This window comes from Nocardia asteroides (genome assembly GCF_900637185.1).
GTDB lineage: Bacteria > Actinomycetota > Actinomycetes > Mycobacteriales > Mycobacteriaceae > Nocardia > Nocardia asteroides.
Genome location: NZ_LR134352.1, coordinates 5,648,203 through 5,663,213, shown reverse-complemented (window position 1 = coordinate 5,663,213; position 15,011 = coordinate 5,648,203). Strand labels below are relative to the sequence as shown.

The window sequence follows — 15,011 nt, the reverse complement described above, 5'->3', positions numbered from 1 at the left end:
CTGGCGGTGAGTGAGAGTGCGGGGGACCAGCGAGTGATGACCGACGGCGCGGTGTTCGCCGGCTACGCGATCGAACGCCTGCTCGGACGCGGCGGGATGGGCTCGGTGTATCTGGCGCGGCATCCGCGCCTGCCCCGGCAGATCGCGCTCAAGGTGCTCAATCCGGAGTTGTTCGCCGACACCGAGATTCGCGCCAGGTTCGAGCGCGAAGCCGATCTGGCGGCGCGGCTGGAACACCCGAATATCGTCACCGTCTACGACCGGGGCGTGGAGGACGGGCGGCTGTGGATCAGCATGCAGTTCGTCGACGGGGTCGACGCGGCGACGCTGGCGCACCCGGTGCAGGCCGAACGGGCGCTGCACATCGTGGAGGGTACTGCGGCGGCGCTGGATCACGCGCATCGCAACGGGGTGCTGCATCGTGACGTGAAGCCCGCCAACATCCTGCTCGCCGGTGCGGATCGGGTACTGCTCACCGATTTCGGTATCGCCCGTCCCCGCGACGACGTGCACCACCTCACTCAGACTGGCACCTTCACCGCGACGCTGGCCTATGCCTCGCCGGAGCAGCTGACCGGCGCGCATCTGGATCATCGCTCCGATCAGTACTCGCTGGCCTGCACGCTGTACTCGCTGCTGACCGGGGTCGCACCGTTCGAAGCGACGAACCCCGTGCTGGTCATCCAGGGGCATCTGCAGTCGCCGCCGCCGTCGCTGCGGACGCATCGGCCGGATCTGCCCGCGGCGCTCGACGCCGTGCTGTCCCGCGCGCTCGCCAAACGGCCCGCTGACCGCTTCGACACCTGCGGCGAGTTCGCCGCCGCCGCGCGGCGGGCGCTGAGCGGAACCGGCGCCCAGCCCACGGTGTTCGCCGGCACCAGCGCGCCGTCGATGCCGCAGGTCCCGCAGCCGCGCCCGTACGGTCAGGCCCACCTGGCGCCGCAGTACGCGGCGCCGCGACCGTTTCCGGCCTCCGGGCAGCCGTCGTACGGTCCGCCGCCGCAACGGTATCCGGGTCCCGTCGCCCCGCCCGCACGGCGCGGCGGGGGTTGGGCGGTGCTGGCGGTGGTGCTGGCCATTGTGCTCGGAACCACGTATTTCGTGTGGCAGGACGAGGACACCTTCATCGCCGACATGCTGCAACGCTCGCGCGGGCACAAGGACATGGACGCCCTGCACGCCGCGTTCCCGCAGATGCTGCCCACCGGGTACAGCAGCGGCCGTGTCATCGGGGACCGGCTGTGCTCCGGCCGCCTCGAACCGTCCAAGTACGGCGAGGACTGGATGAAGACCTTCGACGGCTACGAGGCGAAATGGAACTGCGCCGACCAGTTCGTCGCCGATACGCACTACGCGTTCTTCACCTATCCCACTTCTCAGGCGGCCGACGACGTCGTCGCCCGGTTCCGGCAGCAGACCGTCGACCACGGGCAGGCCACGGTGGGCACCCGCACCGACGACCGCAGAGAACGGCAGAGCGGCGGTAAGTACGTGGGCTCCGTCGTGCTGTCGCGGTACTCCGATCCGGACCGCAGCCGCTGGGTGCTGGTGTTCTATCGCGGCTCCGGCGACACCCCGCTGACCGGCAGCACCCTCGACCAGGCCATGCCGACCCTGATCTCCGACGTCGCCGGCTTCCCGCTGGGCTGAGCACGCTCGCCCCGGGGCCACCGGCGCTTTGGTAGGGTCCAGCGCGTCGGACGACGAGCGAGATTCGGGGGTCAGAGTGGTTTCTGACGGGACGGTATTCGCCGGTTACACGATCGACCGGCAGCTGGGCCGCGGCGGAATGGGATCGGTGTACCTGGCCAGGCATCCGCGTCTGCCGCGGTGGACCGCATTGAAACTGCTCAACCAGGAGCTCTACGCCGACGCCGAGATCCGGGCCCGGTTCGAGCGCGAAGCCGACCTGGTCGCCCAGCTCGACCACCCGAACATCGTGACCGTCTTCGACCGCGGCGTCGAGGACGACCAGCTGTGGATCAGCATGCAGTACATCGACGGTGTCGACGCCTCCACCCTGGACCCGCGCACGCTGCCGCCGGACCGCGCCGTGCAGATCATCGGCGAGACCGCCGCCGCGCTCGACTACGCGCACCGCGCCGGCGTGCTGCACCGCGACGTGAAGCCGGCCAACATCCTGCTCGCCCGCTCCAACAGCCAGGAACGGGTGTACCTCACCGACTTCGGCATCGCCCGGCTGCGCGACGACTCCGGTCACCTCACCGAAACCGGCTCGTTCACCGCCACCCTCGCCTACGCCGCGCCCGAACAGCTCACCGGCGCGGGCCTGGACCACCGGGCCGACCAGTACTCGCTGGCCTGCACCCTGTTCTCGCTGCTCACCGGCACCGCGCCGTATGAAGCGCCCAGCCCGGCCGCGGTCATCACCGGGCATCTGCAGGCGCCACCGCCGCCGATGAGCCCCCGCCGGGTCGGGTTGCCCGCCGCGCTCGACCCAGTCATGAGCCGGGCCCTCGCCAAACGGCCCGCCGAGCGGTTCACCTCGTGTGAGGAGTTCGTCGACGCCGTCCAGCGGGCGCTGCGGACCGGCACCACCGGCGCCCGGCCGATGGCCCGGCCGACCTCCGGCGCGCATCCGCAGCCCTTCGTGGGGATGGCGCCGATGAACCCGGTGAACGGGCGCGGAGTGCCGTATCCCGGGACCGGCGCGGCCCCCTACCAGCCGGTGCCGCCGCGGCCGGTCGCGCCGAATCCCTGGCAGATGCCCGCGTCGCGGCCGATGCCGCAGCCCGCGCCGTCGCGGGCGGGGTGGGGCTCGGTGCTGGGCACCTTCCTGATCCTGATCGCCGTACTCGGCACTGTCATCGCCGTGCTGTGGATGGTGAGCAACCTGTAGCGGTGGTCGGGGCGACCCGGCCGGTGCCATATTCTGGTCAGAATGAGCGACTTCGATGTCACCGCCGCCGACACCATCGACCTCGCCCGGCTGCGCCGCTTCGTCGCCGTCGCCGAGGAACTGCATTTCGCGCGCGCCGCGAAGGGACTGCGGATCTCCCGGCAGAGCCTGAGCGCCACCGTCATCGAACTCGAGCAGGAACTGGGCACCCGGGTGTTCGTCCCCGGCGCCTCACCGACCCAGCTCACCGACGACGGCACCGCACTGCTGCACCACGCCAGGATGCTGATCAGCGCCGCCGAACAGGCTGAGCGGGAACAGAAACCGGCCGAGCCCGCGAGTCTGCGGGTCGGGTTCGTGCCCGGGGTGACCGTGTCGAAGTGGGCGCGGATCTGGGGCGACCGGCTGCCCGATCACCCACTCGAGGTCGTCGGGATCGCGCAGGGCGAGCAGGAGAGCGCGCTGCGCGAGGGCCGGGTCGACCTGTGCTTCGTGCGGCTGCCGATCGACCGGAGTGCCACCAACGCCATCCCGCTCTGGCAGGAGACGCCGGTCGCCGTCGTGCAGAAGGACGACGCGCTCTCACTGCTGGACACGATCAGTCCGGCCGACCTGAGCGAGGAACGAATCCAGGACGGCAGCGACCTCGACGCGGCCGCCGACACCCTCGCCCTGGTCGCGGCCGTCGGCGGCGCCACGGTGCTGCCACAGTCCATCGCCCGGCTGCACCACCGTCGCGACCTGGTGTACCGCCCGATCAGCGACACCGCGTTCACCGAGATCGCCCTCGCCTGGCCGGCCGGTTCGGACAGCCCGCTGCTCGAGGAATTCGTCGGGATCGTGCGTGGCCGCTCGGCCAACAGCTCGCGCGGCGCGGTCGAACCGGCCCGGCAGGCCCCGGCGAAACCGGCGCGCAAGGCCCCCGCGAAGAAGGCCGCGCCGAAACAGCAGGCGCGCCAGGGCAAGAGCCGCAAGCCGGGCGCGCGACGCGGCCGCTGACACACGAAAACGCCTGCGGCGCAAGGAATGCGGCCGCAGGCGTTTCGAAGAATGCCGAAGCTGGTTACTTCGGGATGCGCCGGGTGAGCGAGTCGACGATCAGGATCGTCGCCATGATGCCGGCCAGACCGATCAGGAAGATGTCCTCGACGTGGCCCTGGTGGTTGCCGATGGTCATGCCGAGCAGCGCCACGATCACGACCCACGCCGCGATCCGGAAGGTCTTGCGCGACTCACCGCTCCAGCCCCATGCGGCCGAGGGCACCTCGGCGGGGTCGACGCTGGTGGCGACGGCGCGCTCGGTGCTGGCTGATTCGAGGTCCGTGGCGGCCACGATCGCTCCTTAGGGCTCGAGTTCTGGTTGGGCGAGTCAGCATATCGTGGCATACGACCGTCCGTCGTAGCCAGCAGCCCTGCCACAATGGGCCCGTGTCCCACCCAGCAACGCGTGCCGCGCACGGCCAGTCAACGACCACCGACCGGGTGAAGGTGCTGCTCCTGGGCAGTACCGGTTCGATCGGTACCCAGGCGCTAGAGGTGATCGCCGCCAACCCCGACCGCTTCGAGGTGGTCGGCCTGGCCGCCCGCGGCGGCAACACCGCCCTGCTCGCCGAGCAGATGGCGGCCACCGGGACCCGCAATGCCGCCGTCGCCGACCCGGCCGCCGCGCAGGCACTCGACCTCGAACTCGGCGGTCCCGACGCGGCCACCGAACTGGTCCGCCGCACCGAGGCCGACGTGGTGCTCAACGCCCTGGTCGGCTCGCTGGGCCTCGGACCGACCCTGGCCACCCTGGAGGCGGGGACCCGGCTCGCACTGGCCAACAAGGAATCGCTGGTCGCCGGTGGTTCGCTGGTGACCAGGGCCGCCGCGCCGGGCCAGATCGTCCCGGTCGACTCCGAACATTCCGCACTCGCGCAGTGCCTGCGCGGCGGCCGCGCCGAGGAGGTGTCGCGGCTGGTGCTCACCGCCTCCGGCGGCCCGTTCCGCGGCTGGACCGCCGAGATGCTCGAATCGGTCAACCCGTCCGAGGCCAAGACCCACCCGACCTGGTCGATGGGTCCGATGAACACCCTCAACTCGGCCTCGCTGGTGAACAAGGGCCTGGAGCTGATCGAGACGCACCTGCTGTTCGGTGTGCCCTACGACCGCATCGACGTCACCGTGCACCCGCAGTCGATCGTGCATTCCATGGTCACCTTCACCGACGGCTCCACCCTGGCCCAGGCCAGCCCGCCGGACATGAAGCTGCCCATCGCCCTGGCCCTGGGCTGGCCCGACCGCGTCCCCGGCGCGGCCGCCGCCTGCGACTTCGGCACCGCCTCGACCTGGACGTTCGAGCCGGTCGACGACGAGGTCTTCCCCGCGGTCCGGCTGGCCCGCCAGGCCGGTGAGGCGGGCGGCAGCGTCACCGCCGTCTACAACGCCGCCAACGAGGTCGCGGTGCAGGCCTTCCTCGACGGCCGGATCAGCTTCCCCGCGATCGTGCGCACCGTCACCCGGGCGGTGGAGGCCGCCGACCGCTGGCAGGCCGAACCCGATACCCTGGACGACGTCCTCGCGGCCGATCGCTGGGCACGGCGGTACGCCGCGGATATCATCGCGTCCTGAGCAGGGGCGCCGACCTCCCGGCGCGACTACCGCGTTTTCGGCCGCCTCGGTCCCGAGGGGCGAGACGGAACGCCGCAGGCGCAGTCTCGCCCCTCGGGGCCGAGGTCACGAGGCCGAAAACCCGCGGCGCCAGCCGCCAAGAGACACAGGAGCCAGATGGTATTCGCGCTGGGGTTCGCTCTGTTCGCCCTCGGTATCACGATCTCGATCGCGCTGCACGAGTGCGGGCACATGTGGGCCGCGCAGGCTACCGGGATGAAGGTGCGCCGGTACTTCATCGGCTTCGGGCCCAAGGTGTTCTCGTTCCGGCGTGGTGAGACCGAGTACGGCCTCAAGGCGCTGCCGCTGGGTGGTTTCTGCGACATCGCGGGCATGACGGCGCTCGACGAGCTCGAGCCCGAAGAGGTGGACCGGGCGATGTATCGCCAGTCCACCTGGAAGCGCCTGGTCGTGATGTTCGGCGGGATCGCGATGAACTTCCTGCTCGGGTTCGTCCTGCTGGTGATCCTGGCGATCGGCTGGGGCCTGCCGCAGTTGGAGCAGCCGCCCGCCACTCAGCTCGGCACGATGGGCTGTGTCGCCCAGGAGACGCCGGACAAGAAGCTCGCACCGTGTACGGGTGACGGCCCGGCTCAGCGCGCCGGTCTGCAGCCTGGTGACATCGTCAAGGCTGTCAACGGTGTCGAGGTCAGCACCTGGGTGCAGTTCCAGTCCGAAACCCAGAAGCAGACCGGCACCTTCACCTACACGATCGAGCGGGGCGGCCGGACGCTCACGATCGCGGTGACCCCGGAACGGGTCATGCGGTCGCCGAAGGAGGGGCCGAGCCGCGAAGTGAGTGCGATCGGTGTCGCACCAGCTCCGTTCGCCGAGCCGAAGCAATACGGCCCGATCGCCGCCATCCCCGCGACCATCACCTTCACCGGCGATTTCTTCATCGAGACGGTGAAGTCGCTGGCGAAGATGCCGCAGAAGGTGTCGGCGCTGTGGGAGGCCGTCACCGGCGGTGAGCGCGACCCGGAGACCCCGGTCAGCGTGTACGGCGCCAGCCGGATCGGCGGCGAGACCGCCGAGCGCGGCCTGTGGGGCATGTTCATCCTGGTCCTGGCCAGCCTGAACTTCTTCCTCGGCGCCTTCAACCTGCTGCCGCTGCTGCCGCTGGACGGCGGGCACATCGCGGTGGTCCTCTACGAGAAGATCCGCGACACCATCCGGTCGTGGCGTGGCAAGGCCCCTGCCGGTCCGGTGGACTACCTCAAGCTGCTCCCGGTGACGTATGTGGCGGTGGTGATCGGTGGTGCGTTCATGCTGCTGACCCTGGCCGCCGACATCGTGAACCCGATCCGGCTACCCTGACCCGCGTCCGCGCTGTCGTGCCCCTCACAGGGCGCCGGGTGTACCGGCGCGACTAAGCTCGACGGCAATACTCCCGGTCAAATCGACACACGTACGAAAGAAGGCAGCCGACCGTGACCAGCACCATCGGATTGGGGATGCCCGCCGCTCCCGCTGCTGTGCTCGCTCCCCGGCGCAAGACCCGCCAGCTGAAGGTGGGCAACGTCGGTGTCGGTAGCGACTCGCCGATCTCGGTGCAGTCGATGACCACCACCAAGACCCACGACATCAACGCGACGCTGCAGCAGATCGCCGAGCTGACCGCGTCGGGCTGCGACATCGTGCGGGTGGCGTGTCCGCGTCAGGAGGACGCCGACGCGCTGGCCACCATCGCGAAGAAGTCGCAGATCCCGGTGATCGCCGACATCCACTTCCAGCCGCGCTACATCTTCGCCGCGATCGACGCGGGCTGCGCCGCGGTCCGGGTCAACCCGGGCAACATCAAGGAGTTCGACGGCCGGGTCGGCGAGGTGGCCAAGGCGGCGGGCGCCGCCGGCATCCCGATCCGCATCGGCGTCAACGCCGGTTCGCTGGACAAGCGGATGCTGGAGAAGTACGGCAAGGCCACCCCGGAGGCGCTGGTGGAGTCGGCGCTGTGGGAGGCGAGCCTGTTCGAGGAGCACGGCTTCGGCGACATCAAGATCTCGGTCAAGCACAACGACCCGGTGATCATGGTCGAGGCCTACCGGCAGCTGGCCGCGCAGAGCGACTACCCGCTGCACCTCGGCGTCACCGAGGCGGGCCCGGCGTTCCAGGGCACGATCAAGTCCGCGGTGGCCTTCGGCGCCCTGCTCGGCGAGGGGATCGGCGACACGATCCGGGTCTCGCTGTCGGCGCCGCCCGCCGAGGAGGTGAAGGTCGGCGGCCAGATCCTGCAGTCGCTGAACCTGCGCCCGCGCAAGCTCGAGATCGTGTCGTGCCCGTCGTGCGGGCGCGCCCAGGTCGACGTGTACACCCTGGCCGACGCCGTGGCCGCGGGCCTGGACGGCCTCGAGGTGCCGCTGCGGGTCGCGGTGATGGGCTGCGTCGTGAACGGTCCCGGTGAGGCCCGTGAGGCCGATCTCGGGGTGGCCTCTGGCAACGGCAAGGGCCAGATCTTCGTCAAGGGCGAGGTCATCAAGACCGTGCCGGAGGCCCAGATCGTGGAGACCCTGATCGAAGAGGCGATGCGGATCGCCGAGGAGATGGGCGAGCAGCCGGGCGCCGAGCCCGTCGTGACCGTGGGCTGACCCCGCTGCCCGCACGGTCCGGACTCGGATTCGGCGGACCTGTACCACTGCGCCTGCTTTCGTGGCAGGCTGGTGCCGTGCGGAGTCTGCTGGAGCCGACGCGACGGTCCAAAACCGCGTCCGCGCGCCCGGTGTCCATGCGAGATCTGGGCGAGGTGCTGCGTGTCCTCGATGCCGACCCGGTCGCGTCGTGCATGATCGCGGCCCGGGTGCAGGAGTTCGGTCTCGACACCCGCACCGGCCTGGGTGAGCTGTGGAGCCGCGGCGGGCCGGCCGACTCGCTGTGTTTCTCCGGCGCGAACCTGGTTCCGCTGCGCGGTGACCAGCAGGCGCTGCGGGCTTTCGCCGAGCGCGCGTCCCGCTGGCCGCGGGTGTGTTCCTCGGTGGTCGGCAGGCAGGAGCTGGCCTTGCCGCTGTGGGAACTGCTGCTGCCCGCCTGGGGTCCGGCCAGGGAGTTGCGTGCCGATCAGCCGCTGCTCGCGCTGGCCGCGCCCGCGCTGGCCCGGGCCGACGGACAGGTGCGCCGGGTCCGGCCCGACGAGATCGACCGGTACCTGACCGCCGCGATCGCGATGTTCATCGAGGAGGTCGGCGTCGACCCGCGCGCGGGTGACGGTGGCCGCGGCTACCGCAGGCGGATCCAGAGCCTGATCGAATCCGGCAGGGCCTGGGCACGTTTCGACGAGGGCGAGGTCGTGTACAAGGCGGAGATCGGCGCGCTGTCGCGGCGCACCGGCCAGATCCAGGGCGTCTGGGTGCATCCGGAGTTCCGGGGGCGCGGGGTGGGGACCGCGGGCACCGCGACCGTCGCCAATGCCGTTGTGGCGACCGGACGTACGGCGAGCCTGTATGTCAACGACTACAACCGGATCGCCCGACGTGCTTACAGCCGTGTGGGTTTCCGCCAGATCGCGACCTTCGCCACGGTGCTCGTCGACTGATTCCGGGCGTGTACGGCGCCGTCCTGCCGGGTTTGCTGCCCGGTCGCCGCTACCATCGGTGCCGATGAGGACACGGATGGTAACCACGTACGCGGTGGCCGCCCTCGCGGTGGCGGCGACCGCCTGCGCCTCCGGCCCGCAGGGACCGGTCCCCGCCGCCGACGCGTTCGCCGCGGCCCTGGCAGGCCACGACCTGGCCGCGGCCGCCGGGCTGACCAGCTCGCCCGAGAAGGCAACGGCCGCACTGACTTCGGCCTGGCAGGCATTGCAGGCGGAGAAACTCGAGGTCAGGACGGGTGACGCCCGCGTCAGCGGGGACACCGCGACGGTCGACTACACCTACTCCTGGACCCTGCCCAAGGGCCGCCAGTGGACCTACAGCGGCGAACTCCAGATGGGCCGCAGCGGCGGCCGCTGGCTGGTCCGCTGGACCTCGGCCGACATCCATCCCAAACTCGGCGACACACAGACCCTGGAGTTGCGCACCGCCCCGGCGCCGCGCGCGCGGGTCAACGAGTCGGCCGGCAGTGACGTGCTGGTCCCGGGCAAGGTGTCGCGGGTGCGGTTCGACATGGCCGACGCGCCCGATCCCACCCGGGTGGCCGGCGCGCTCGCCGCGGCGCTGAGCCGCATCGACCCGGTCGCCTATACGCCGCAGTCGATCCTGGACGCGGCCCGCAAGGCCGACGGCGGCTACACCGTGATCCTGCTGTCGGAGTACGAGGCCGAGACGATCGGCGGCGAGCTGATCGGGCTCCCCGGGGTCACCCTGACCCAGGAGTGGGACATGGTGCCCACCGACCGCAAGTTCGCGCCCGATCTGCTCACCCAGGTCCGCAAGACGGTGATCGCCGAGGTCGACGGCAAGGCGGGCTGGAGTGTGGTGACCCGCAACGCCAACGGCGCCGATCTCGATGTGCTGCACGAGGTGGCCGCGCAACCGGCGCCCTCGTTCGCGCTGAGCATCGACCGGTTCGTGCAGAACTCCGCGCAGCACGCCGTCGACCTGCGGACCGAGCAGACCATGATGGTGGTGCTACGACCCTCCACCGGCGCGATCCTCGCGGTCGCGCAGAACAAGGCCGCCGACCGGGACGGTCCGGTGGCCACCAGCGGCCAGTACCCGCCGGGCTCGATCTTCAAGACGGTGACCGCCTCGGCGGCGATGGCGGCGGGCATCGCCACGCCGGACACGGTGCTGCCCTGCCCGAGTCACACCACCATCGGTGAGCGCACCATCCCCAACTACAACCTGTTCTCCGTCGGTGACGTGCCGATGGCCACCGCCTACGAGCGGTCCTGCAACACCACCTTCGCCCGGCTGGCCAGCCGGCTCGACGACGACGCGCTCACCCAGGCGGCGGCCCGGCTCGGCATCGGGCAGGACTACGAGGTGGAGGGGCTGCCGACCATGTCGGGGTCGGTGCCGCCCGCCGACGGGCTCGTCCAGCGCGCGGAGGACGGCATCGGCCAGGGCAAGGTGGTGGTGAGCCCGTTCGGGATGGCGGTGATGGCGGCGACGGTGGCGCACGGGTCGGCGCCGGTGCCGTACCTGATCGCGGGCAGGCCCACCGAGGTGACCGGCGACCGGCCCGCGATCGATGCCGACGTCGTCGACGGCCTGCGCACGATGATGCGCATGGTCGTCACCGGCGGCACCGCCGAGCGGATCCGGGATCAGGGCGAGGTGTACGGCAAGACCGGCGAAGCCGAGGTCGAGGGCGGGTCGCACTCGTGGTTCGTCGGGTACCGCGGCGACATGGCGTTCGCGACACTGCTGGTGAAGGGTGGCAGCTCCGACAACGCGGTCGCTGTCACCCGGGACATGTTCGCGGCGCTGCCGCCCGGTTACTGAGCGGGCGCCGAAGCGGTGTGGCCGGGTCCGTCGGCGCTCTCGGTCGCCAGCAGGCCCCGCACCACCGCGAGTGAACTGCTCTCGGAATGGGCTGTCGCCGTGTTGTGCAGGACGTTGTAGCCGGCGACGGGCTCGGGCGCGGCGTTGGTACCCGCGCCGTCGAGGAGGTCGATGGCGGCGGCGCCGCCCAGAATCATTCCGGCAGTGGTCAGGATCAAGGTGGAACGCCTCATGCTTCGTCTCCCTCGTTCAGGGTTTCGACGTGCTTTCCCGGGCAGCCTTTCGTTTGTCTTCGCGGTCGTGGCGATGGAAGAACCGTAGAACGGTGACATCTCGGGCAACAGGCGACGACGGCAAGCGACACACAATTGTTGCGTTATGTGCGGGCGTGTTCGAACACAACCGGTACCCGGCCGTGATGATCAGGTGAACGAACGGTATCGATCGTCGTCGCCGCAGTTCAGTGGCGGTGCGGAGGTGAATTCCCGATATCGGTGGCGCTCAGGCGCGTTGCAGAGTCGCGGCCAGATGGTGTTGCAGCGATTCGCCCACCGCGGCCATTCGCAACGTGTAGTCGATCGTGTCGCCGGTCACGTGGAAAGAACGGCCGACGGCGGTCACCTCTTTCGCCGATCCGGTGCGCCCGATATTCGTCGAGTTCAATTCCAGGCGAATTCCGTCGACGGTTTCGGTGATCGTGCCCTCGCAGATCTCGGTGATGCCGGTGGGATGGGCGAGCACCAGTTCCACCCGGCCGGGTGCCGGGCACCGCAGATAGCCGGTCTCGGCGTGCAGCGGCCTGCCGTCGGCGGCGGCCTTGGTGCGCTGGCGGTAGGTGAGGAACGGCCTGCCGAGATGACCGAAGGTGATCTCCTCAAGGTAGTCGAAGGACTCGATGGTCGGGTATTCGCCGTGACCGCGTCCGCGCCAGCTGCCGAGCAGCGGTGCCAGTGCGGCGATGTCGGGATGCGGGGCGACGGGGGCGGAGGGTTCGACCACGGCGACAGCCTAGACCTGCCCCCGCGTGGACGGTCACGGCACGCCGGAGCCGCGGTCAGGCTAAGGTCAGCCTCGCCTGAAACGCCGTCCGGCGGAGGTCGAAAGGATAGAACGTGAACGGACATGTGAGGAGTGCCCGCGGGGTGCGGTCCGGAATGATGCGCGGTGCGGTGCTCGCCGCGGCACTGCTGCTCGCCGCGGCCTGCTCCAGCACCGAGCCCGGTGACGATGTCACCGCGCTCGACGGCAACCTCTACAGCCAGACCAACCTGGCCGCCAACAAGGACTCCTACCACGCCCAGTTCACCTTCTCCGAGATGGTCGACGCCTGGGGGCTGGCGAATCGCCCCAAGGGCGCGGGCGGCCACTTCTGGGTCGGCGCGGGCGGCAAGTCCTTCCAGTTCGTCGGCGACGTGCACACCTCCTCGGACCCCAAGCTGCAGAAGCTGTTCCAGGATCAGCTCAAGCTCGTGGGCGTGCCCGGCGGCGACGCCGACACCTCGGACAAGAGCGTCGGCAAGGTCACCGGCGTGGCGTTCAATCCCGCGCCGATCAACTCCGACCTGTTCGCGGTGCGCGACCAGTGGGTCGACGTCGACGGCACGCCGGTCCCGCTGGGCGGCTCGTCGCGATTCATCTTCGCCACCGATTCCGGCAAGATCTCGGCCTGGACCGAGCAGGCGCCCGACGGCGCGATCGTGCGGCGCGACGGTGGCGCGAACCAGGTGTTCGACGGGTCGGCCCAGGGCATGGCGTTCTTCGGCATCGCGCTGAACCCGGCCGGTGACAAGCTGCTGGCCGCCGACTTCGGCGCCGACCCGCAGATTCGCACCTTCGACAAGTTCTGGCAGCCGGTGGCGACCACCGGGTTCGCCAACCCGTTCGCCTCCGGCGAGCTGATCGACCCGGCCACGCCCGAGAAGGGCAAGAAGGCCAAGCCGGGCGACCCGGCGCCGTTCAACGTCACCACCCTGGGCAGCCGGGTGTTCGTCTCCTACGCCATCACCAAGGCCGACGAGAAGGACAAGAAGGCCTTCGACAAGGGCGAGGTGGACGCGCTCGACGCCGACGACGACAAGGCCGCGCACGGCACCCCCGACAAGGGCAAGGTCGCCGAGTTCGACGCCGCGGGCAAGCTGGTGCGCATCATCGACGACGGCGGCAGGCTCAACGCCCCGTGGGGCGTGGCGATCGCGCCGAGCAACTTCGGCGCGCTCTCGGGCAAGCTGCTGATCGGCAACTTCGGCGGCCTCGGCCGGGTGCTCGCCTACGACGACACCACCGGCACCTTCGTCGACTACCTGCGCGACGGCGACGCGAAGCCGGTCGAGATCGCCGGCCTGTGGGCCCTGATGTTCGGCAATGGCGAGAGCCTGGGCGACGCGAACGCGCTGTATTTCACGGCGGGCCCGGAGGACGAGAAGGACGGCCTGTTCGGCAGCCTGCGCGTGCAGTAGTCCGGTACCGGGCGGAGGCGGCGACAGAGCGGACAATCCGAATGTCCGGTATGCCTTTCGCTTCCGTCCGGCGCCGTTGTGGGGGACAGTGGTGGCGGGACGATTGCCCGGTGCGCGCGATCCGCGCGGCGGCGGCCGCGTCCCGCCGCACACGAGGTCACCCACACCCGGGTGCCGTGCCCTGATCGGGAGGTCGTCGGATGAAGGTTTCGCGCCACGACGTCGTCGTTCGTCCGGACACCGGGCAGGTGCGGCGGACCGGTACGGCGTCGCTGCTGCCCGGCCGCGTGGAGCTGCTCGCCGCGTTCCGCGGTTTGCCACACGATGACCACCCCTTCCTCGACGCCGCGGGCGAGCTGGCGCTGCTGCACGAATCGCGGGAGCGCACCCCGCTGAGCGAACTCGGTTCGCTCGATCGGCGGCGGGCACAGCTGATGCGGGCGATCGACCGCTGGGTGATCCTGGCGGCGCCGGTGCCCTTCGCCGCCGCCGACGAACACTGCGAAACGCTGGGCGGGCTGGTCGACCGGCTGGCCGGGCTGTGCGTCCAGGTCTTCGTCGTCCTGGCCGGCGCGCCCGACCCGGTGTACTACGACGAATGGGTCCGGCTCGACGAGCTGGCCGACACCTATCAGCGGCTGGTCGACGATCTGTCCGCCGGTATCCGCACGCTGCCCACCCACGCCTACTGACGCCCGTGCCCCCGAAACTGTTGGGCCGGTGGTCGTTTCGTCCGACGTATCCTGTGTTGTGAGCAATCCCGCCGATCCCGCCGCGACCGCGGCTTGCGCGTGGTCACCCGATCGGCCCGATGCCTGTCCGGTGGTCCCGGTCCGCGCCGACGAGTACGGCGACGCGGCGGCGCTGTCGGTGGTGCTGCCGATCCGTCCGCGCGGCCCGCGCGTGACCGGGGCACCGCTGTTCTGCCTCCCCGGGGAAGCCGCGCTGGCCTGGAGTTTCGCCGGGCTGGTCGCGTGCGTGGATCCGGACGTCCCGATGTACGGGCTGCAAGCGGGCGAGTCGGTGCCGCGCTCCGTGCGGGCGTACGCCGGCGATCTGGTCACCGAGATCCACCGCATCGCCCCGGAGGGGCCGTATCAGCTGCTGGGGTGGTCGGCGGGCGGCTTCGTGGCGCACGAGATCGCGGCGCTGCTTCGCGCCGCGGGCGCGGAAGTCTCGGTCGTGCTGCTCGATTCCGATCCCGCCACCTGCGACGTGACCCCGTCCGCCCGGCCGACCGTCGGCGAGTTCGTCGCCGGGCTCGGTGTCGAGGTGGCCACGCCCGACCTGTCCGCGGCCGCGGCCGCCGCCGTCCTCGGCACCGCGCTGGCCGGAACGGTCCACCTCACCGGCGCCGACCTGGACCGGCTCGTCGACGCGGCCGGCGCCGCCACCACGATGTTGTCCGGTCATCGCCCCTCGGTGCTGCCGGGCGATCTCACGGTCTGCGTCGCGGGACGCGGACCCGACGGGACGGAGCGCCCGGATCCGGCGGCCGTGGTGCGCGGCTGGCGGCCGTATGTCGAGGGCACGGTGACCGGGGTGGTGCTGGACGGCACGCCCGCCGAGCTCACCGCGCCCGACCTGCTGCCCGAACTCGCCCGGGTTCTCGCCGCCGCGGCGCCTGCCGTGCGGCGGTGAACTCGGCCGGATACCGTGCGCGCG

14 protein-coding genes are annotated in these 15,011 nt (G+C 70.7%); 11 read left to right on the top strand and 3 right to left on the bottom strand.

Features of this window, described 5'->3' with window-relative positions; genetic code table 11:
* Nucleotides 1-6: 6 nt before the first annotated feature.
* From EL493_RS26405 to EL493_RS26395, 3 genes are all read left to right on the top strand, one after another.
* On the top strand, nt 7-1,650 hold the full coding sequence (locus EL493_RS26405) for a serine/threonine-protein kinase (protein WP_378885024.1): 1,644 nt from the start codon (nt 7-9) through the stop codon (nt 1,648-1,650).
* Nucleotides 1,651-1,726: 76 nt separating this feature from the next.
* Nucleotides 1,727-2,860 (top strand): serine/threonine-protein kinase, encoded by a 1,134-nt coding sequence (locus tag EL493_RS26400; RefSeq protein WP_022565601.1) that lies wholly within the window; start codon nt 1,727-1,729, stop codon nt 2,858-2,860.
* Between the two features lie 42 nt (nt 2,861-2,902).
* Nucleotides 2,903-3,859 (top strand): LysR family transcriptional regulator, encoded by a 957-nt coding sequence (locus tag EL493_RS26395; protein WP_019048174.1) that lies wholly within the window; start codon nt 2,903-2,905, stop codon nt 3,857-3,859.
* Between the two features lie 64 nt (nt 3,860-3,923).
* Here the strand turns inward: EL493_RS26395 and EL493_RS26390 are convergent, their stop codons facing one another.
* A complete protein-coding gene (locus EL493_RS26390; protein ID WP_019048173.1) occupies nt 3,924-4,193 on the bottom strand; it encodes a DUF2631 domain-containing protein in 270 nt (89 codons plus the stop codon).
* Nucleotides 4,194-4,288: 95 nt separating this feature from the next.
* Here EL493_RS26390 and dxr point away from each other — a divergent pair, with 95 nt between their 5' ends.
* From dxr to EL493_RS26365, 5 genes are all read left to right on the top strand, one after another.
* Complete coding sequence (gene dxr, locus EL493_RS26385) at nt 4,289-5,470, top strand: 1-deoxy-D-xylulose-5-phosphate reductoisomerase (RefSeq protein WP_232017253.1); 1,182 nt, start codon at nt 4,289-4,291, stop codon at nt 5,468-5,470.
* A gap of 156 nt (nt 5,471-5,626) precedes the next feature.
* Nucleotides 5,627-6,826 (top strand): M50 family metallopeptidase, encoded by a 1,200-nt coding sequence (locus EL493_RS26380; RefSeq protein WP_019048171.1) that lies wholly within the window; start codon nt 5,627-5,629, stop codon nt 6,824-6,826.
* Nucleotides 6,827-6,939: 113 nt separating this feature from the next.
* Complete coding sequence (gene ispG / locus EL493_RS26375; protein WP_030202891.1) at nt 6,940-8,094, top strand: flavodoxin-dependent (E)-4-hydroxy-3-methylbut-2-enyl-diphosphate synthase; 1,155 nt, start codon at nt 6,940-6,942, stop codon at nt 8,092-8,094.
* Between the two features lie 137 nt (nt 8,095-8,231).
* Complete coding sequence (locus EL493_RS26370; RefSeq protein ID WP_030202890.1) at nt 8,232-9,035, top strand: GNAT family N-acetyltransferase; 804 nt, start codon at nt 8,232-8,234, stop codon at nt 9,033-9,035.
* Between the two features lie 76 nt (nt 9,036-9,111).
* On the top strand, nt 9,112-10,890 hold the full coding sequence (locus tag EL493_RS26365) for a penicillin-binding transpeptidase domain-containing protein (protein ID WP_019048168.1): 1,779 nt from the start codon (nt 9,112-9,114) through the stop codon (nt 10,888-10,890).
* Here EL493_RS26365 and EL493_RS26360 read toward each other — a convergent pair.
* Together EL493_RS26360 and EL493_RS26355 are read right to left on the bottom strand one after the other, a co-directional pair.
* Entirely contained in the window at nt 10,884-11,123 is a 240-nt protein-coding gene (locus tag EL493_RS26360; RefSeq protein ID WP_019048167.1) for a hypothetical protein, read from the bottom strand. The genes EL493_RS26365 and EL493_RS26360 overlap by 7 nt on opposite strands.
* Before the next feature lie 268 nt (nt 11,124-11,391).
* A complete protein-coding gene (locus tag EL493_RS26355; protein WP_019048166.1) occupies nt 11,392-11,889 on the bottom strand; it encodes a peroxynitrite isomerase in 498 nt (165 codons plus the stop codon).
* Nucleotides 11,890-12,044: 155 nt separating this feature from the next.
* Here EL493_RS26355 and EL493_RS26350 point away from each other — a divergent pair, with 155 nt between their 5' ends.
* The 3 genes from EL493_RS26350 (at nt 12,045) to EL493_RS26340 (ending at nt 14,987) form a co-directional block, all read left to right on the top strand.
* Nucleotides 12,045-13,346, top strand: coding sequence for a TIGR03118 family protein (locus EL493_RS26350; RefSeq protein WP_019048165.1), 1,302 nt, complete (start codon nt 12,045-12,047; stop codon nt 13,344-13,346).
* 200 nt (nt 13,347-13,546) lie between these two features.
* Complete coding sequence (locus EL493_RS26345; RefSeq protein ID WP_019048164.1) at nt 13,547-14,038, top strand: hypothetical protein; 492 nt, start codon at nt 13,547-13,549, stop codon at nt 14,036-14,038.
* A 58-nt stretch (nt 14,039-14,096) separates the two neighbouring features.
* The gene (locus EL493_RS26340; RefSeq protein ID WP_162178099.1) at nt 14,097-14,987 is read left to right on the top strand and encodes a thioesterase domain-containing protein; all 891 of its coding nucleotides are present in this window, start codon (nt 14,097-14,099) and stop codon (nt 14,985-14,987) included.
* The last annotated feature ends 24 nt before the right edge of the window (nt 14,988-15,011 follow it).